This window comes from Bifidobacterium thermacidophilum subsp. thermacidophilum DSM 15837 (assembly GCF_000426425.1).
GTDB classification, from domain to species: Bacteria; Actinomycetota; Actinomycetes; order Actinomycetales; family Bifidobacteriaceae; genus Bifidobacterium; species Bifidobacterium thermacidophilum.
On record NZ_AUFI01000013.1, the window covers coordinates 81,453 to 100,606 of the forward strand.

Annotated in this window: 13 protein-coding genes and 2 tRNA genes; 12 read left to right on the plus strand and 3 right to left on the minus strand. The window is 61.4% G+C overall.

Annotated elements, in window-relative coordinates; translation table 11 throughout:
* The first annotated feature begins 164 nt into the window (after positions 1–164).
* Together amrB and amrS are read left to right on the plus strand one after the other, a co-directional pair.
* On the plus strand, positions 165–1,973 hold the full coding sequence (gene amrB, locus K315_RS10550) for an AmmeMemoRadiSam system protein B (protein ID WP_052316577.1): 1,809 nt from the start codon (positions 165–167) through the stop codon (positions 1,971–1,973).
* Complete coding sequence (gene amrS / locus K315_RS0108550; RefSeq protein ID WP_029577076.1) at positions 1,966–3,240, plus strand: AmmeMemoRadiSam system radical SAM enzyme; 1,275 nt, start codon at positions 1,966–1,968, stop codon at positions 3,238–3,240. Before amrB ends, amrS begins: the two co-directional genes overlap by 8 nt.
* Before the next feature lie 93 nt (positions 3,241–3,333).
* Here amrS and K315_RS0108555 read toward each other — a convergent pair whose 3' ends face one another.
* Positions 3,334–3,738 (minus strand): pyridoxamine 5'-phosphate oxidase family protein, encoded by a 405-nt coding sequence (locus K315_RS0108555; RefSeq protein ID WP_029577077.1) that lies wholly within the window; start codon positions 3,736–3,738, stop codon positions 3,334–3,336.
* A gap of 445 nt (positions 3,739–4,183) precedes the next feature.
* Between K315_RS0108555 and K315_RS09790 the strand changes: the two genes are divergently transcribed.
* Positions 4,184–5,104 (plus strand): DMT family transporter, encoded by a 921-nt coding sequence (locus tag K315_RS09790; protein WP_081666471.1) that lies wholly within the window; start codon positions 4,184–4,186, stop codon positions 5,102–5,104.
* Positions 5,105–5,431: 327 nt separating this feature from the next.
* On the opposite strand, the gene K315_RS0108565 is transcribed toward K315_RS09790, so the two are convergent.
* Complete coding sequence (locus K315_RS0108565) at positions 5,432–6,148, minus strand: HAD family hydrolase (protein WP_211219736.1); 717 nt, start codon at positions 6,146–6,148, stop codon at positions 5,432–5,434.
* Between the two features lie 230 nt (positions 6,149–6,378).
* Between K315_RS0108565 and K315_RS0108570 the strand changes: the two genes are divergently transcribed.
* Positions 6,379–7,497, plus strand: coding sequence for a hypothetical protein (locus K315_RS0108570; protein WP_029577079.1), 1,119 nt, complete (start codon positions 6,379–6,381; stop codon positions 7,495–7,497).
* 177 nt (positions 7,498–7,674) lie between these two features.
* On the opposite strand, the gene K315_RS0108575 is transcribed toward K315_RS0108570, so the two are convergent.
* Entirely contained in the window at positions 7,675–8,262 is a 588-nt protein-coding gene (locus K315_RS0108575) for a cadmium resistance transporter (RefSeq protein ID WP_029577080.1), read from the minus strand.
* Positions 8,263–8,624: 362 nt separating this feature from the next.
* On the opposite strand from K315_RS0108575, the gene K315_RS0108580 reads away from it, so the two are divergent.
* From K315_RS0108580 to holA, 8 genes are all read left to right on the plus strand, one after another.
* Positions 8,625–8,697, plus strand: a tRNA-Ala gene (locus tag K315_RS0108580).
* A 718-nt stretch (positions 8,698–9,415) separates the two neighbouring features.
* Positions 9,416–9,489, plus strand: a tRNA-Arg gene (locus K315_RS0108585).
* 731 nt (positions 9,490–10,220) lie between these two features.
* The gene (locus K315_RS0108590) at positions 10,221–11,171 is read left to right on the plus strand and encodes a magnesium transporter CorA family protein (RefSeq protein WP_029577081.1); all 951 of its coding nucleotides are present in this window, start codon (positions 10,221–10,223) and stop codon (positions 11,169–11,171) included.
* A 205-nt stretch (positions 11,172–11,376) separates the two neighbouring features.
* On the plus strand, positions 11,377–12,225 hold the full coding sequence (locus K315_RS0108595; protein ID WP_029577082.1) for a transporter substrate-binding domain-containing protein: 849 nt from the start codon (positions 11,377–11,379) through the stop codon (positions 12,223–12,225).
* A gap of 42 nt (positions 12,226–12,267) precedes the next feature.
* Entirely contained in the window at positions 12,268–15,222 is a 2,955-nt protein-coding gene (gene leuS, locus K315_RS0108600) for a leucine--tRNA ligase (RefSeq protein ID WP_029577083.1), read from the plus strand.
* Positions 15,223–15,446: 224 nt separating this feature from the next.
* On the plus strand, positions 15,447–16,100 hold the full coding sequence (locus K315_RS0108605) for a ComEA family DNA-binding protein (RefSeq protein ID WP_029577084.1): 654 nt from the start codon (positions 15,447–15,449) through the stop codon (positions 16,098–16,100).
* Positions 16,097–17,983 carry a ComEC/Rec2 family competence protein gene (locus K315_RS09795; protein WP_029577085.1) on the plus strand — a complete coding sequence of 629 codons (1,887 nt, stop codon included), beginning with the start codon at positions 16,097–16,099 and terminating at the stop codon, positions 17,981–17,983. Before K315_RS0108605 ends, K315_RS09795 begins: the two co-directional genes overlap by 4 nt.
* 62 nt (positions 17,984–18,045) lie before the next feature.
* On the plus strand, positions 18,046–19,029 hold the full coding sequence (holA, locus tag K315_RS0108615; protein ID WP_029577086.1) for a DNA polymerase III subunit delta: 984 nt from the start codon (positions 18,046–18,048) through the stop codon (positions 19,027–19,029).
* Positions 19,030–19,154: the final 125 nt, after the last annotated feature.

A 19,154-nucleotide genomic window follows, 5' to 3' on the forward strand; every position in this document is an offset into this window, starting at 1 on the left:
TGCAGGCCGTGTGGTGATGTCGGCGGTGCATCAGTGCTTGCCGTGCGCCGGTCCCAGCCATGTCGCGTGCCGACCAGGTTGCGGGGCATACCATGCATTGTGTTCGCCGCTTGTTCATCTCTTGCCCGTCACTCGATTATCATCGAAGGGGAGAGGTGATCGCCATGACCACACCACATGAGCATATGCTCGGCAGCGACGTCGCGGCAGGAACAGAACGACGTAAGCCGCGCATACCGACGTGCACGAACCCGATCTGGCAGGGGGCGATCCGCCAACCCGCCGTCGCCGGAACGTTCTACCCGGCCGATTCGGACGCGCTACGCGGTATCATCGACCGCCAACTTGACTATGCGCGCACCTTGCTCGGCCACCATCACAATCTGCTCAGCCGCTTGCCTGAAGGAGCCCCGAAAGCCGTCATCGCACCCCATGCCGGGTACGTATACTCCGGCACCACCGCGGCACTCGCCTACAGTCTGCTTGCACGCGGCCGTGGACAAATCCGCCGTGCCGTCATCATCGGCCCCACTCACCGCGTGCCGGTATACGGCACCGCATGCTGCACCGCCGGTTCATGGCGTACCCCGCTCGGCACGGTGCCCCTTGACACCGAAGCCGAATGCGCCGCGCTCGACGCCGATACCCCCGGCTTCATCGTCAACGATGACACCCACCGGCGCGAACATGCCGTCGAAGTACATATCCCTTGGATTCAACGTGTCCTCGGCCCGCAGACCAGCATCATCCCGCTTAACGCGGGGGACACCACGCCCGGCGAGCTTGGTGCACTAATTGACCGGTTCTGGACGGACCCCGCGACCGTCGTCATCATCAGCTCGGACCTATCCCACTACCATCCAGAACACGTGGCGCGCCAGCTTGACGATGACACGATTGCGCGCATTGCCGGCGGAATTCTGCCGATTGTGCCCGATTACGCCTGCGGCGCCTACCCGATTAACGGGCTGATTGACGTGTGCCGGCGTCGCGGCCTTACCATCAGGCCGCTCGGCTGCTCAACATCAGGCGACGGGGGAGTGCTGGCGCTCGCGGATTCGGGATTGCCGATGCGCCGCCCGGACATGGCCGACCCCGATCAGGCGGTTGTCGGCTACGCTTCTTTCGGCGTGTGGGAGGGTGACAATGACGGCGACGGTGAAGACCGCGAGAACGATGGTGATTGCGAGCACAGCGGTCATGCCGCCCGCAATGCGGACAGCTGTGCCCGCAATACCGTCAATGCCTGCACAGACCCGCAGAATCAGCAAGAATCCTTGCCGCAGGAAGCCGCGGAAGTATTGCCTCGCCTCGCACGGGCGGTGCTCGCCAGCTATTGCGGCATCGATACCGACGAACCGACCGCAGCGGAAACAAGCGAAATCCACCCGTGGCTGAAGCATGACGGCGCCTGTTTCGTCACCTTGCGCGAGCAAGGCGATTTGCGTGGGTGCATCGGATCGCTTGAGCCGACCCGTCCGTTGGGCGAGGATGTCGCCTGTCATACCGTGGACGCCGCCTGCCATGACCCGCGCTTCCGCCCGGTGGAACCGTGGGAATATCCCTCCATCAGCATCGAAGTGTCCGTCCTGTCCCCGAAGCGGGCGTTGCCTGTGACCTCGCGTGCGCAGCTGGAAGCCTCGCTTGTGCCCCGGCGTGACGGATTGGTCATCGATGACGGGCGCGGGCACCGGGCCACGTTCCTGCCGCAGGTGTGGGATCAATTGCCGCATCCGCATGATTTCGTTGGTCATCTGCTGGCCAAAGCGGGCTTGCGCGCGGACACCACGTGGAATGATGCGCGTTTCGCGGCATGGACGTACACCGTCAGTGCCTACGATGAGAAGGGAATACAGGACACGCGAATCAGCACGTCGGAGACTGACACAGATGCCGCCGGTGCCGCCGCCCCCAACGCAGCCAACGCAGCCGACACCGATGCTACCGGCAAGGAAAGGAACCACCATGCATGAGCGCGAATCACAGCTATCACACGGATCCACGGATGCCGGGCAGCCGCTCGATCAGCCCCACCCGGACGAGGTCGCGGCATCGATGCGTGGGGGATTCCAACCGACCAGCCCGTTTCCGCACACCTATGAGGCGCCGTCCCCGCGCCCGGACGGCGGACGCGAGGTGACGACGGGTCCAGTTCCCGGCGATCCGGCGATCGGCAGATGGCAGCATCGTCTGGAGGACGGCCGTGTGCAATGCGACTTGTGCCCGCGCGGATGCAAGCTGCGCGACGGTCAGCGGGGCTTCTGTTTCGTGCGTTCCAACCATAACGGTGTCATCATGCTGGACACGTATGGACGCAGTTCGGGATTCGCGTTGGACCCGGTGGAGAAAAAGCCGCTCAATCATTGGCATCCTGGCACCGCAATCTTGAGCTTCGGCACCGCCGGATGCAACAGCGGCTGCCGGTTCTGCCAGAACTGGGATATTTCGCGGTCCCGTATCTGGGACACTTACGCAGTCGATGCTCAGCCCGATGACATCGTGTACGCGGCGAAGGGGTGCGGCGCGTCGTCTGTCGCGTTCACATACAACGATTCCATCGTGTTCGCCGAATACGCCATCGACACCGCCCACGCCTGCCGTGACCATGGCATCGGCACAGTCGCGGTCACGGCGGGGTACATGTCCGCCTGCGCGCGGCCTGAATTCTACCGGTACATGGATGCGGCGAACATCGATTTGAAAGGCTTCACCGAGGATTTCTACTGGCATGACACCGGCACGCACCTGGCCGATGTGCTGGCGACAATCGACTACGCGGTCAACGGCACGGACACCTGGGTGGAATTGACGACATTGCTCATTCCCGGTCATAACGATGACGACGGGACTTTGCACGCCGAATGCGCATGGCTGCGTGAACATTGCGGACGCGATGTGCCCCTGCATTTCAGCGCATTCCATCCCGACTACCGCATGCGTGACGTGCCCCCGACACCCAAGGAGCGGCTCTTGCACGCACGCCGGATTGCGCTACAAGAGGGATTGCACTACGTGTATACGGGCAACGTGTCGGACCGCGACGGCGGCACCACATACTGCCCGTCTTGCGGGGCGAGGTTGATTGAGCGCGACTGGTACGACATCACCGGATACCGGCTGACCGCCGACGGGACATGCCCTGATTGCGGGGCGATTATTCCCGGCGTATGGGATGAACATCCAGGCACCCTTGGCGGGATGCACGTGCCGGTTGACATCCGCCGCTATACGGGCCGATAGCGGGGCTGCGGCAGAAGATAAAACAACAAAAAGCGGCGGCAGACGGGTTTCCGTCATGCCGCCGCTCGCGTTCTTGCCCGCGTTCAGTCCTTTTCAGTCCTTTTCGATGACCGTGCCGGCCTTCGCGCCCATGGTCAGGTCGTCGATTTCGGTGACCTCCAGCACCGGCACGACCGCCGGCTTCTTGGTGCCGTTGCGCTCCGCGACCTTGACCTGCTCCTCATAGATCGCGTCATCACTGTGCAGCGTCACCTTGCCGCGGAACCGGTAGCCGGTCTTGGTCTCCAGGTCCGCGACGCCGATGACCAGCTCGCTGCCGTCCAGCAGATTCTGGTAATGCTGGCGGGCGGTACGCTCGTGGTAGGCGATGTGATGGTCATCAAGCACGAAGGTGGACATCTTCGGGCCGATGTTGAGCTGTCCGTCCTTGCTGATGGTTGCCACCCAAGGCAGGTGGTTGGCGATGAATTCCTTCATTTCCGGGGTGATGGTGGCCATGATGTTCCTTTCGCTTGTGGTTCATGGTACTGGTCTGCGTGTGCCGTTCGGGCGCCTTGTGCGCCGCCGCATAGCGGCTGCCGACCGGGTCGTCGGCGCTTGTACGAACCTATGATACCAGCTTACGGCAGTTCCCGGGGCATTGCAGGTATGACACCGCGGATTGTGAGGTATCTCACGAGGGTTTCGCCGCTGGCTTCGAGACCTTCGAGTCGACACAGGTCGTCGTCGGCTGGACCCGTTCGACATTGCCGAGACGCCCCGCTTCAAACGGCGGCGTGAGATTTCAACGAGGTGAACCTTGTGAAAAATCGGATGACTTCCGGGCGTGTTCTTTCCGCGCGGTGGCTATCGTGAGTACGGCGAAACCGACGATGGCCAGCACACCCACGCCGGAATCATCATGCCGAGCATCGAAGCCCTCGAGGCTAAGGAGAAGAGACATATGCGTGCACGCAGCCGCTTTCAGGAATTCCGCAGCCGTATGTCACGTACCTTCCCACCGAACCTTGCGCGTGTCATGCTGTTGTGCTGTGCCGCCCTGTGGGGTGGCAGCTATCTGGTCGCGAAGGTAGCGATGAGTGCCATTACGCCCCAATGGCTCATGGCTATGCGTATGACCGGCTCCTGCTTGATTATGTTCGTCCTGTTCCACCGGGTAATCATTCCCGCGCTCACCCGCGAGATCATCATTCCCGCGCTGGTTGTGGGCATCACCTACTACGGCACGATGGTCATGCAGACCGAAGGCCTGAAAACCATTGATCCTGGCCGCAGCGCCTTCCTGACCGCCTCGTATTGCGTGCTCACCCCGTTCGCCGCATGGCTGGTCGCCAAACAGCGCCCTAAACTGATCAATCTTGTCGCCGCAATCATCTGCCTGACCGGCGTGGGCTTCGTCGCCCTTAAACCCGGATCAGGCTCGCTTGCGCTCAGCCAAGGCGACTGGATGACCATCGCGAACGCGGTGATTTTCTCGTTTAATCTCACCTTCCTGGGGCGCTACACCCAGCACTTCCATCCGATTGCCGTCACTTTCATGCAATTCGCCGTCGCCGACGTGTTCTTCCTGATTGGCGCGCTGCTGACTGAACCGCTTCCGAACGCGTCATGGCTTGCGCCCGATGTCATCATGAGTTTCCTGTATCTGCTGATCGGAGCGACCACGATGGCGCAGATCATGCAGAATATCGGTCTGGCGCACGTGCCGCCGTCGAGCGCGGCCATCATCATGTGCACGGAAAGCCTGTTCGCCGTCGCATTCTCCGCGATGTTCTGGGGCGAAGCAATCGGCTGGACCTCAATCGTGGGTTTCTCACTGATTTTCGCGGCGGTCATTATGTCCGTGGTCACCAAACGCGAATGATCCTGCCGTCGGTCTTTGCGGCTGTTTCCGAAACTGGCCACGTTAGACGGGACTCGCATATCAGCGGTGCGGGAAACAAACCCTACAGTGTGTTGCGCGTGTGACCTTCTACCGACACTGAGGGACGCTTCAGCGTCGGTAGAAGCAGAACACCAACCTTCTGCCGACGCTGAAGCAACTCCCGGTGTCGACAGAAGATCGGCAGCCTTCCCGGTTGCTGTGCGAATCCAATACCGTGGCGTACTCAGCGGCGGCACCCTACCGGAACGCGAGGCAGCCAAGTCGTATCCAAGTCATATTGATGCGTGGGACCGGTATTCCCGGCAATCACTTCACGAGTGAACCGAGCTCCATGAAATTCGCCAGATCGTCGAGGCCAAGTCCCACATAATCCTTGATATTGGTCACCTGAGGGCCGTCGAAGACCACGCCTTCGGGCGTGAACCCGGTGATTGCGACGACGGTCGCGCCGCTCGCGCCGCCTGACTGCAAACCGACAGGGGAGTCCTCGAACACCAGGCAGTTGGCAGGGTCAGTGCCCACGATTTCTGCGGCGCGCAAGTACGGTGCCGGATCCGGCTTCGCGGGCAGGCCGTCCTCGCCGCACACGTATCCGACGAACGCGCCCTGGGGCGCCTGGCGGGCCATGTTGTCGACCATCGCGCGAGGGGAGGCAGACACAATCACGTTCGGGATTCCGGCCTGCGACAGCACATCAAGCAACTCGACCGCACCGGTCGCCCAGCAAGGCTTCTCGCGCTCGCGGTCAATCACATAGCCGATGATTTCGGAGCGCAGTGTATCGGGGTCCACATGCGCGGGAATGTACTCCTGCACAATCTGGAGCAGACGCGGGGTGGACTGGCCGCGCGCACGCAGCGGTACCTCGTCGCTGAACGTGCCGCCATACAGCTCGATGACATGCCGTTCTGCCGCCGCCCAGTAAACTTCCGAATTGATCAGCGTCCCGTCCATGTCCCAGAACACAGCTTCCGGAAGGCCTTCCGGTGCATCGAGTACGGCGGACGATTGAGAAAATGTCAAGGTGTCGTTGAAAGTCACCCGGCTTATTATTCCCATACGCGCGAACAAACAGCCCGGCCGTTGAACGAACCTGAGCCGACGTCGCACCGTGTATACGGCGGGAAGGGACGACAGCGCAACGACTTAACCGATACATCTGCCGTTTGCGACACGCATCCGCATTGTGAGCATGGCGCGATTTTTCAGCCCACGCCCAGCGTGTTCCTGCTTTTTCCGATACAGTCAGCAATGTGAAGAACTTTTTCAAGGGAATCTCTGTACCGCAACTTCTCGCCGGTGCGCTCGCGGCGGTCACCTCGTTCCTGCTGTCGGCCAGAATCGGCATCGCAGGATCGGTGATTGGCGTGGCTGTCGGCTCGATTGTATCCGCGGTGTCCTCGCAGCTGTACCAGAACATCCTCAAAGCGTCTTCGGAAAAACTCCAGGATGTCAAAGGCGGCGATGACGAGCAGATTGAGGGGGAGCAAACCGGCCAGAGCGCTGATGCGGACGGCGCGAGCGGGGAAACCGCTAGGCAGCCTCGTCGGATCAGCAGTGACGAGACCACCGTGCTGCCCGTGCAGGGCGACCAGAGTGCCGCGAACGCAAGGAATATCCAGGGTGAAGGGGAGACCAAGTCCGATGCAACGCGTGCCATGCCCACGGTTGGTGCTGCGGACACGACCACGGTGATGCAGCCTGCGGATGACGCCACTCGTGTGATTTCCGGTGCGCCCGTGGGTGCTCATGCTCATACCGGTGCGGACGACCATCAGGGGCGCGTTATTGTTTCCGGCAACGAGACCGGGACGACGGCCGCCCGGCACCTGTCAGGTTCGGCGAACACTGAACGCGCTCGCAAGACCAAACGCGTGGCGATTATCATCTCCGTGGTCAGTGCGCTGGTGGCGGTGGGTATCACCGCAGGCGTCATCATGCTGGTCACCCGCGGCGAGGGCACGGATAGCGTGGTGCGTGACATGGTCGGCAATGCGCGGGTGACTCCGACCCCCAGCGATTCGCAGACGCGGCGTGATGACGATCATCAGCTCGAGAAGCCAAGCGACAAGCCGTCCGCGACCGCGAGCCCATCCCCGTCCGCAAGCTCCAGCGCCTCAGCCTCGTCGACTGCAAGCCCGTCCCCGTCCGCGACCGCGAGTGCGTCCCCTTCGGCCAGCGCGTCGAGCAGCTCGAGCTCAACCTCGGGCTCAGATTCTGGTTCGTCGGCGGGTTCAAACGGTGGTGGGACTTCTGATTCCGGCACGACCGACGGATCTGATTCGGGTACTACTGGCACGGACTCGGATACTTCTGGAACCGGTTCGTCGTCATCCGGTTCGACTGATGGGTCTGGTACTGCGACGAAATAATCAATCGATCATATCGATGACAGCAATCTCCGGCGGGCGGTTACGCGTTTGCGTGCCGCCCGTTGTTGTTGTGTGGTTGTGCGGTTTGTAATCGATGGATGGCCAGTAGCCGACTGGGTGGCTTGCATTATCTATCGTCGGACGCAACGATTCGCCCCGGTTCGAGTATCAGCTCGGTCATATGCCGAACGCGTGCCCCTTGACGAGAATCACCACACCGAGCGCGATGAGCACAAGTGGGAACAGGTACCGGTCCGAACGCTCGAGCCATTCGCCGATTCCCGGTCGGGTCGCGATGAAGCGCGCGAGCAGCACCAGGACGGTGACCAGAACAAGGAATACCACGCAATACACGATGACCACCGGGAGGCTGTTGGATACGAATACCGGCACGTACACGCCGATATTGTCTCCACCGTTGGCGAAGGTGACCGCTGCGACTGTCGGCAGGGTGATGCTTTTGCCTTCGCCGGTGTCGTCATCGTCTTCGCCACGGATGCTGTCCCATGCGGCTTTGATGCCCAGTGCCAGCGGAATCAGGCCGAAATAGGGGACTGCTTCGGCAGGAAGCAAGGTCACGGCACCGTATGAGGCGACCGCGGCGATGACGAGGATGCCGAAGAATCCGAGATACTGGCCGAGCAGAATAGTTCGCGTGGTGTTGCGTTGTTTTGCTCCGCGGGCGAAGAACAAGGCAAGCACGATGATGTCGTCGGTGTTGGTCACGGCGAATAGCGCCACGGCTTGGATAATGGATGCGATCACGGTGGACCTTCCTGTTTGGTTGGTGTGTAGCTGATTCTTGGTGTGTGGTGTTCGGTGTGCGGTCGTCGCTGTTGGCTGCCGGTTACTGGCCCCTGCGTCGCTTTTGGTTTCGATTGATTGACATTTTAACTCTAGTGGACTTCAGAATTTCTGTCGGACTCTATTGCCTCCCCTGAACCGCGGCCCCGGAAGCACGATATTTCAACCAACAGCAACTCTTCAAGCGGTATTCCTGACGAGGATGTGCCGTCGTGGAATCAAGTGCGACACGCCGAGATGGGTGGTCGATTTTGATATCGGCCAATGGTGTTGTAATGTATACGAGGTTCGCGAAGAACGGACGAGATAACTGAAGACCGACCGGGGCTATGGCGCAGCTGGTAGCGCATCTCCATGGCATGGAGGGGGTCGGGGGTTCGAATCCCCCTAGCTCCACGGATAACCCGCATCGCAAGAGCGATGCGGGTTTTTCATTTCAGGTGACATTCCCGGAGTCGCGGATGTCGTCGTCCCGTCATCTGGTCATCTCGTCATCACGCCATCCCGCACGTGTCGTGCCATGTCGTCCGTGTGCGAAACGCGCGCATAGGAAACAGGCCGCATGGGAACCAAAGCGAACCAAGGCGTATGAGAGCCAACGGTGTTGCCCGAGACGTTCCATCTGGTTGCGTGTGCGGCGGCATACGCAACGCCGCAGATCCACGGAGATGATGCCAATAGCTTGCAGCAGACCGACGGGTTGCGTATGCCCAAACATACGCAACCCCGCGGAATGCACTGAAGAACGGCGGTGCTCCGTGACGACCGTCGTATTACGCATGCCGGGACATGCCCAGCTCAGCGGATGTTATCGGCTGTCGCCATCCCTTGTCAGGTTTTGCCCGATTGTGTATCCCACGGCATACGCAGCCTGACGAACCACCATCGACCATGGCAAAGCGGTGGAGACATTCGGCGGTTACGTATGCTGCGGCACGCGCGGCTTGACGAATCCCGCCCGCTGTCGCGGCCGTACACGGTGTTCCGCAGTGTTGCGCGCGCCCGGGCTCCCGGCTGTCCCATTTAGACACGCCTGTTGCGATTATCGCGAAATGTGGGTATGATGCGAACGTTGCCGCGATGGAGATGTATGAATCTCCCGTGAGCAGCGACTGCGCCAGTAGCCCAATGGATTAGAGCAGCTGACTACGGATCAGCAGGTTGCAGGTTCGAATCCTGTCTGGCGCACGTTCAAACCCTGGGAATAGTCCCGGGGTTTTCTCTTTCCTGCCGATTCTGATCTCGGGGGCTGCCGGTTGTCATTGTTTCAGGCGGACGGCTTTCGGTTGTCTGAAGTCCGAACAACTCGTGTCCGTCGGTCGTTTTGGCGAGATATTGAGATTTCTCGACGTGGCGAGGACAGGGGCGAGTCCTTCAGAAGCTTGGAATATCAAGGATTTCAGGCTGTCGGTTGTTTGAGATGAGAGTGACTGGTTCTTAAAAAACGCAGGAGGGCTCCTTCGTGGAGAGATATTGAGACTTTCTTCTCAATTTCTCGATGAAATCGGTCGTATCGGCGAGATGTTGAGATTCCATCCGACGGTCATATGGCGGATATCGCTGTGGTCGGTATGCTCGCAAGCCCGTGCACCGCGTAGCGTAACCGGTAACCCGCGGTTCCCTGCGGCGTGGTCTTGTGTGTTTTCTCCAAAACGCGCTTCGCGCAGCGCACCCGACAACCCGCGACCCAACCCCCGGGTGGCTGTGAAACAAACGCGCGCTGAACATCGCGTTACGTCATGGGGTGAAACCGCGGGAAGACGGTTTCGTCCCAGCCGTGAGGGATTATGCTTATTTGGGATTCTTCGGCGGTCGCCGCGACTCGTTTGGAGTCAGGCCGCGGAACATCCACAGAAGGATGGTGGCTCAGGCGCACGATTCGCGTACGGCGAGAGCATAGATGAAAGGCAGGTGAGCGCATGCTGAGAATGTTCAGCACCATCAACGGTCAAGTGGAGCAGATCGAGAAACCGGAAAATGGCGCATGGCTATGTCTTTCGGAGCCGACCGACGTGGAGCTCGCCACGGTCTCCCAGGAAACCGGCATCGATCTGGCCGACCTGCGCGCCCCGCTCGATGACGAGGAACGTTCCCGCGTGGACGCCGAAGACGATTACACGATGATCATCGTCGACATCCCGACCGTCGAGGAACGCAGCGGCCGTGACTGGTACGAGACCATCCCGTTGTCGATTATCGTCACCCAGAACCTCATCATCACCGTGTGCATGCGGGACACGCCCGTCCTCCACCCCTTCATGGAGGGCACCATCCGCGGCTTCAACACATATATGAAGTCGCGATTCATCCTGCAGATCCTGTACCGCAACGCCACGATGTACCTGCGATACCTGCGCATCATCGACCGCGAAACCGACAAACTCGAACTGCGTTTGCGTCACTCGATGCAGAACCGTGAAATCCTCATGTTGCTCGAATTGAGCAAGACCTTGGTCTACTTCACCACAAGCTTGAAATCCAACGAAATCGTGATGGAAAAACTCACCACGCTCTCACGGATTAAGCAATACCCAGAGGACGAGGATCTGCTCGACGATGTCATCACCGAAAACAAGCAGGCAATCGAGATGGCGAACATTTACAGCGGGGTCCTCGCGAACATGACCGACGCCTTCGCTTCGATCGTGTCCAACAACCTGAACAATGTGATGCGCATCTTCACCATCATCTCCATCGCGTTGTCCATTCCGACGCTCGTGTTCTCCATGTACGGCATGAACTTCCAGACCGGCATGCTCGGTATGCCGCTGACGGCCAGCAAATGGGGCTTCCTTATCGTCATCGTCCTCGCCATTGCCGCGGGCGGCCTGACTGCGTGGTTCCTCGCCCGTTCCCGTCTGTTCAAGTGATGTGAGCCTGAGCCCGGGTGCCTGCCGATCGGCATACCGCCTAGGTAGACACCAGAAGGTAAGGTCAGACACCAGAGCTCGCCATCGCCGGCGGTGATTCGCAGGCCGGTGACACACGGCAGCGGCATATGGCGGCGACACTCGCAACGGCGACGCATACCACTGCGACACGCGTAGCCGCGATACGCACAACGGAGGTGATCAGATGCGCACACCACGACGAATACTTGCCACCGTGCTTTGCTGCGCCCTCGCGGCCGCATCCCTGACAGGTTGCGAAGATGCCTCAGACGCGTCCGCCAATCTGCCGGAAGGCCCGACCATCACCATCGGCGTCGCCGCAGACATGCCGGGATTGAGCCGCTTGCACGACGGCTCCTACTCCGGATTCGACGTGAATGTCGCCACCTACGTGGCCAACGAGCTCGGTTATGCGAAAAAGCAGATCATGTTCAGGTCGGTCACCGTCTCCGATTACAGCAAACGACTCAACGACCGCTTCGTCGACATCGTCGCGGCGCCCCTGCCGATTGGAATCACCTCCAGCGACGACGCCACAACCTTCGCCGGCCCGTATTTGAGCGCCGCGCAAGGACTGCTCGTCCGCGCCGACGACGCCGACACGATTGCCGGCACCGATGACCTGGCAGGCCATACCGTGTGCACCGTCACCGGGTCGGGAGCTTCCGACGGCATTCGCAGCCTCCAGCCCAAGGCGCGCATCCAGGAGCGTGCGACCTACCTGCAATGCGTCACCGCGCTGCTCGTCGGGGGGGCTGACGCAGTCAGCGGCGATGACGCGGCGCTCGCCGGTCTCGCCGCGAACGAAGGGTCGCAGTATCTGCACGTTGTATCCGGCCGATTCGGCACGTCCTTGCACGCCGTAAGCGTCAAGGCGGGGGAGAGCGCACTCGCCTCGAAAATCGACGCGATCCTCAAGCAGATGGTCACCTCCGGCACTTGGCGCTCTTTCGCCGATGAAATGACCAATCAGCTCGGTTACCACCCGTCCGCGAAGCTCAACCCGCCGACAATACGTTCGGATAATGGATAGGCACTCGCGTCGTGTCCCGTTGTGCGGCAATAATCCTTGTTTATGACCGACAACACGCAAGCACACGAAAGCGAGCCAGCGTACCGCTATAACGCGAAGCTCGCACAGACCATCGAGGAAAAGTGGCAGAAGACCTGGGACGAGCAGGGCACGTTCTGGGCAGCGAATGTCAAGGGTGACCTGACGGACGGCAACGGCAAGAACGCCGACGGCCGCACCCCCTACTTCGCCATGGACATGTTCCCCTACCCGTCCGGCAAGGGCCTGCACGTCGGCCACCCGCTCGGATATCTGGCCACCGACGTGGTCAGCCGCTACCACCGCATGAAGGGCGAGAATGTCCTGCATGCCATGGGTTATGACGCTTTCGGTCTGCCGGCCGAGCAGTATGCGGTCCAGACCGGCCAGCATCCACGCGTCACCACGGAGCAGAATATCGCGAATATGAGCCGCCAGCTGCATCGCATGGGGCTGAGCTTCGACAACCGCCGCAGCTTCGCGACCATCGACCCTGATTACATGCGCTGGACGCAATGGATTTTCTCCCGCATCTACGATGCTTGGTACGACCCTGATTTCGTTCGCCGCGACGGCGGCAAGGGTTCTGCCCGCCCAATCAGCGAACTGGTCGAGAAGTTCAAGTCCGGTGCCAAGCCGATTCCCGGCTTCGAAGGTAAGGCGTGGAGTGACCTCAACGCCCGCCAGCAGGCCGACGTGCTCAACGATTTCCGTCTCGCCTACATCTCCAAGTCCCCGGTCAACTGGTGCCCGGGCCTTGGCACGGTTCTTGCGAACGAGGAAGTCACTGCGGAAGGTCGCTCCGAACGCGGCAACTATCCGGTCTTCCAGCGCGAGCTGCGCCAGTGGTCGATGCGCATCACCGCGTACGGCCACCGCCTGATCCAAGATCTCGACACCATCGACTGGCCTGAGAAGGTCAAGCTCATGCAGCGCAACTGGATCGGCGAATCCCGCGGCGCCGCTGTACACTTCCCGGTCGCCTCGGAAGACGGCGAACAGGATATGGAAGTCTATACGACACGTCCCGATACCCTGTTCGGCACCACCTTCGCGGTGGTCTCCCCGGAGCATGAACTGCTTGAGCATGTTCCCGCCGCTTGGCCGCAAGATGTGCCTGAAGCATGGAAGGGCGGGTACGCGACCCCGAAGGAGGCTGTGCACGCGTACCGGCTTGCTGCTGAGGCGAAAACCGCCAAGGACCGTGTCGACGAGGGCGGCGAGAAGACCGGCCTGTTCACCGGCCTATACGCGACCAACCCGATTACCGGTAAGCGGCTGCCAATCTTCACCGCCGACTACGTGCTCATGGATTACGGCACCGGCGCAATTATGGCGGTGCCTGGCGGCGACCAGCGCGATTACGATTTCGCCGCCAAGTTCGGTCTGCCGGTCATCTACACCGTCAAGCCGTTGCCCGGCTCAAACGACGACCTCGACAACTATGAAGGTAAGGCCCCGTTCGTCTCCCACGACGGCATCGTCATCAACTCTTCGACCGACTCCACTTATGCGAAGGGCGACAACCTGTCGCTCGACGGTTTGCGTGTTGACGAGGCGATCGACAAGGTCATCGGTTGGCTGGAAGCCGCCGGTGTTGGCAAGGGTACGGTCAGCTACCGTCTGCGCGACTGGCTGTTCAGCCGCCAGCGCTACTGGGGCGAGCCGTTCCCGATCGTCTACGACGAGGACGAGGTGCCGCACTTGCTGCCCGACAGCATGCTGCCGATCAACCTGCCTGACGTGCCGGACTACAGCCCGAAGACCTTCGACCCCGAGGACGCCGAATCCAACCCGGAGGCACCGCTCAGCCGCAACGACGACTGGGTGAACATCACCCTCGACCTGGGCGACGGTCCCAAGCAGTACCATCGCGACACGAATACCATGCCGAACTGGGCAGGCTCCTGCTGGTACTACATGCGCTACATCGACCCCAAAGACGCCGAGCATATGGTGGAGACCGACGAGTTCAACTACTGGATGGGCCCGCATCACAACAAGACCGCAGGCGAATCCGGCGGTGTCGACCTGTACATCGGCGGTGTGGAGCATGCGGTGCTGCACCTGCTGTATTCGCGCTTCTGGCACAAGGTCCTGTACGATCTGGGATATGTCAGCTCGCCGGAACCGTTCCACAAGCTGTTCAACCAGGGCATGATTCAGGCTTACGCCTACACGGACGACCGCGGACAGTACGTGCCCGCCGACGAGGTCGAGGAAGGCCCGGCCGGCCCGGACGGCGAGCCGACCTTCACCTGGCATGGCCAGCATGCGAACCGCGAGTTCGGCAAGATGGGCAAGAGCCTGAAGAACATCGTCACCCCGGACTACATGTACGAGAACTACGGTGCCGACACCTTCCGCCTGTATGAGATGAGCATGGGCCCGCTGGACGAGTCCCGCCCGTGGAACACGCGCAACGTGATCGGCGGCATGCGTTTCCTGCAGCGCCTGTGGCGTAACGTGGTCGACGAGAACACCGGCGAAGTCAAGGTCTCCGACGATCCGATGGACGAGAAGACCCTGAAGCTCCTGAACAACACGATTGCCGACGTGACCGTGGAAATGGAGAACATGCGCCCGAACACGGCAATCGCCAAGCTCATCGTGCTCAACAACCACTTGACTGGTTTGAAGGCCGTCCCGCGCGCCGCCGTGGAGCCGCTGATCCTCATGCTCTCGCCGATCGCCCCGCATATTTGCGAGGAACTGTGGAACCGTCTGGGACACGACGAGTCGCTCGCCCACGAGCCGTGGCCGAAGGCTGATGAACGCTACGTCGGCCAGGATACGGTCACCGCGGTCGTACAGATCAAGGGCAAGATCCGAGCCAAGCTGGAGGTCAGCCCCGATATCGAGCCCGAAGAGTTGCGCAAGCGCGCACTCGAAGCGGTCGCCGACCGTCTCGGCGGCAAGGAACCACGCAAGGTGATTGTCAAGGCCCCGAAGATCGTGTCGATCGTCCCGGCGGAGTAATTCGCCGGCCAAAGGCGTTCCCGCATCAGGGAATCATCCTTTGACCACATTTGCCTTGACGGCGTGCAAAGCACCCATGTCCCCGGCATGCTGGAGACATGGGTGTTGTATTTTCCGAGTATGATGACGCGTCCCCGGGCAGTCTGCTTTCGCCGCCTCCGCCGCCTTGTAGAGCAGGGGCGGCGGCTGAGTCCGCCGGCGGGACCAAAACGAACACTGCCTCAGTGACCGCATCTGAGACAGGTCTGGCGCCTGCCGGCGAATCAGCCGGACCAGCAACCGGCACGGGGCATACCAGTCTCGCCGCGCTCGCTGGGGTGAGAAGCACAGACGCGGACGCGGCATGCCAAGACACGCCGGGGGAACGTCGCCCGCGACTGACCTGCACCCCCGGTCAGGCCGCCATCATCATGCTCATACTCATTGGTGCGTTATGCGCCAGTTTGGGGCTCCTGATTCGGCAATCCGTCAATCTTGCACGGCTTGACGCGCACGATGCCGCAACCCATATACCCGCCGCCCCTACCACGGGATCGGCTTTCGCGTCCCCGAACGACGCGACGCCAGATGCCGGCACGGTGGCCGGCGGGCAGTCGCAGGCAGGGGAAGACGGGCAGAGCGGACGATCCGGTGCCGTACAACAGTCCGACGCGCCTGCGCCGACACCGACTGCAACGGATGACGGGCGTATCGACATCAACACTGCGGATGTTGCACAGCTGCAAACCTTGAACGGCGTCGGTCCGGTCACCGCGCAACGCATCATCGACTACAGGAATGAGCATGGCCGGTTCTCCAGCGTCGACGATCTGCTCAACGTCAGCGGCATCGGGGCGAAAACCCTCGAAAAACTGCGAGCCCAGGCGGTCGTCCGATGAGCCGGACGTCAACCGGAATGCGGCTCGATGGCCGCCGCGATCTGAGACTGCTACCTGTCGCCATTGCCATGTGGGCGGGGGAGCTCGCCGCCTCGGCAGTCTGCAACCGTGCCAACCCCGTTGCTGGCGCCTCCCCGGGCGCCACGGTATGGACGGCGTCCATGATGCCCGTTCTTCTTGTGGTTTTTCCTGTCAGCCTCGCATTGCTCGCAGCGATGATATACGCCCGCCGTAGTCTTGGCCGCATTATCCGCACCGCATGGCGGGGCACGGTTCCCACAGGCGCAGGCATCGTGCTGCTGGTCATGGTCCTTACGGCGAGCGGGGCAGGAATACTGGTCTCAAGTGCCCACCAGCGGACGCAACAACGTGATCCGGCCATGCGTGTGGCCCAACAGGCCCCAGCGCCGCGACTATCCATGCTTGATATGCGTATCGACACGCCGATGACCGCATCATCGAGACGCGGGGCTGATTGCCAGGCGGATGTCACCATCATCGGTGTGCATGAAGCTGCGCGCGTGACACCCTCGCATGCGAGCGCACGGCTGTTTGCCAATGGCGACACCTGTATCAGCCTCGACCACGGCATGCAGATTCGCACACAGGCAAGCGTGAGCCCAGCCGCATTCGGCAGTCGACCGTTGTGGGTGGATGACCTTACCCACACCGGGATTACGCGCGCGCCGCAACCTGCCCGCTCTCTTGCCAATCGGATGCGCCACAGCTTCGCCGCCGTGACCGCGGGACTGTCGGATCAAGGCCGGATTCTCGTGCCGGGATTGACTTGCGGCTTGCTTGGTCAGGATTACATCGGTCCGGGCGCCTTGGAACAGCCGGACACCACGTATGCGGCACGGGTCGAACAGGAATTCCGCACGAGTGGCATCATGCACCTGATGGCCGTGTCCGGCGGGCATTTCATCCTCGTCGCCCAACTGGCCCAATGGCTGGGCGCCGCCATCCGCCTGCCACGCCCTGTTGCCGCAATTGGTGTTATCGCAGCCTATCAGGGGCTCGCCATCCTCGTGTACCCGTCGGATTCCGTGCTGCGCGCCCAGATCATGGGAACGTTCAGCGCCATCGGTATGCTTCTCGGCCGTCCCCCGCAGACTGCCAGCGCGCTCGCATGGACCACGATTATGGTGTTGGCGCTCGCTCCGGGAAAATCCGCAAGCTACGGGTATGCGCTCTCCAGTGCGGCGGTGCTCGGCATCACCCTGTGTACCCCGCCGTTGCAACGGCGATTGGATCGCCGACTGCCGCACACGGCAAGTCAAGCGGTCGCAACGACCCTGTCCGCGCAGATATTCACCTTGCCCATACAAATTCTTATGGAACCGCAGATTCCGCTGCTGTCCGTCCTCGCCAACATCATGGTGGCGCCGTTTGTCAGCTGGGCCACCATCACCGGGCTGATTGCGCTGATACTCGCGCCTTTCGTGCCGGCTTTGGCGTTCGCTGCCGCATGGCTGGCTAGTTGCGGCACCGCCATCATGGCGTGGACCGCCCATGTGTGCGCGGCCCCGACATGGACGGCGTTGGCATGGCCGTCCGGCATCCCGGGGGCGCTACTGGCACTCACCGTGCAAGCGGTCATCATGGTGCTGCCCGGCATCATCCGTTCGGGGGCGCAGGCCATCGGCGACTGTGCAATACGCTATGGTCGCCCGCGAGCGGGCCGGGAACAATCCGGGCAGGATACATACCGCACCTTCATGAATCCCGGACACGCACGACGGCCGCGCCCGCCGATCGCGGACAACAGCCGTGCGGGTTGCACTCCGGTGGGACGCCCATGGCGGGCATGCGGGAAGATTGGGGCATGGCTTACCGAAACACGCGGTATGATCGACGACCAATGGCACCGGCACAATCGATGACTTGTCGTATCCCGATACCTCACACACCCGAAGATGTCCACCGATGCAGCGAGATTGGAACCATGGCAGCCACGAAACACACTTTCCCGCCGTTCTGCATCGTCTGCGGCGGGGATTCCTACCTCAACGAGGAAGCCGTACGCGATATGCGCCGACAGGCCTCAGCCGCGCGGCCCGACGCCGAAACCGTGGAGCTCGATGCCTCAACGGCAGACCGTTATGCCTTCGACGAAGCCGTCAGTCCCTCGCTGCTGTCACCGGTATCCATCGTGACCGTCACCAATATGCAGAACGCCGACGAACAGCTCGGCGACAGCATGGTCGCCTACTGTAAGCAGGCAATCGCCGATCCCGGGCAGGCAAGCATTGTCATCGCTCAGCATGAAGGCGGCCCCAAAGGCAAACGGCTGCTCGACGAGCTCACTCGCGCCGGAGCGCGTGTCGACAAGCCAGCCGACCTGAAAAATGCGAAGGCTAAAGTCCAGTTCGTCACCTCGCAATTCGAACAACGGCACCGGCGGATTGAGCCTGCGGCCGCGCAGCAACTTGTCGCGGTCCTTGGAGAGCGTACTGGCGAGCTCGCCGCCATGTGCGAACAATTGTGCTTCGATTTCGACGATGACCCCATCGGGCTTGATCGTGTGAACCAGTATCTGACCGCCAACCCGCAGGTCACCGGCTTCACCGTCGCCGACACCGCCATGGCGGGCAACACCACACAAGCCATCATCGCCATGCGGTCGGCTGTCCAACAGGGCACCGATCCGATTGCGCTTATCGGCGCACTCGCCTTGAAACTGCGCACCATCGCCAAGGCGTCAGCCGTGCGAGCGGGCACCATTTCCGTGGCTGAAGCGAAAACCAACCCATGGGTCATGCGCAACACCATGCGCCAGCTGACCGGTTGGACCTCCGCAGGGCTGTCCGCATGCATCCAACAGCTCGCCTGGGCCGACGAACAAAGCAAAACCAACGGCGGCGACCCCGTGTACGCGCTCGAACAAGCCATCCAGCTCATCGCCCGCAAAGGCAGGCCAGTGGCCTGAACAAGAACCGGACACACCGAACAACCAGACATCGAGAACACACCATGACACACACCATCAATCCAAACGCAAGTTATACCGGTACAACCCATACCAACGTGGGCGGCGCCGACACAGCCCACAGC

Bases quoted from the DNA above. Each gene is read 5' to 3' on its own strand.
- amrS (WP_029577076.1), top strand. From the start codon at position 1,966: ATGCATGAGCGCGAATCACAGCTATCACACGGATCCACGGATGCCGGG.
- K315_RS0108555 (WP_029577077.1), bottom strand. From the start codon at position 3,738: ATGGCCACCATCACCCCGGAAATGAAGGAATTCATCGCCAACCACCTG.
- K315_RS0108595 (WP_029577082.1), top strand. From the start codon at position 11,377: ATGCGCACACCACGACGAATACTTGCCACCGTGCTTTGCTGCGCCCTC.
- amrB (WP_052316577.1), top strand. From the start codon at position 165: ATGACCACACCACATGAGCATATGCTCGGCAGCGACGTCGCGGCAGGA.
- leuS (WP_029577083.1), top strand. From the start codon at position 12,268: ATGACCGACAACACGCAAGCACACGAAAGCGAGCCAGCGTACCGCTAT.
- K315_RS09790 (WP_081666471.1), top strand. From the start codon at position 4,184: ATGCGTGCACGCAGCCGCTTTCAGGAATTCCGCAGCCGTATGTCACGT.
- K315_RS0108590 (WP_029577081.1), top strand. From the start codon at position 10,221: ATGCTGAGAATGTTCAGCACCATCAACGGTCAAGTGGAGCAGATCGAG.
- K315_RS09795 (WP_029577085.1), top strand. From the start codon at position 16,097: ATGAGCCGGACGTCAACCGGAATGCGGCTCGATGGCCGCCGCGATCTG.
- holA (WP_029577086.1), top strand. From the start codon at position 18,046: ATGGCAGCCACGAAACACACTTTCCCGCCGTTCTGCATCGTCTGCGGC.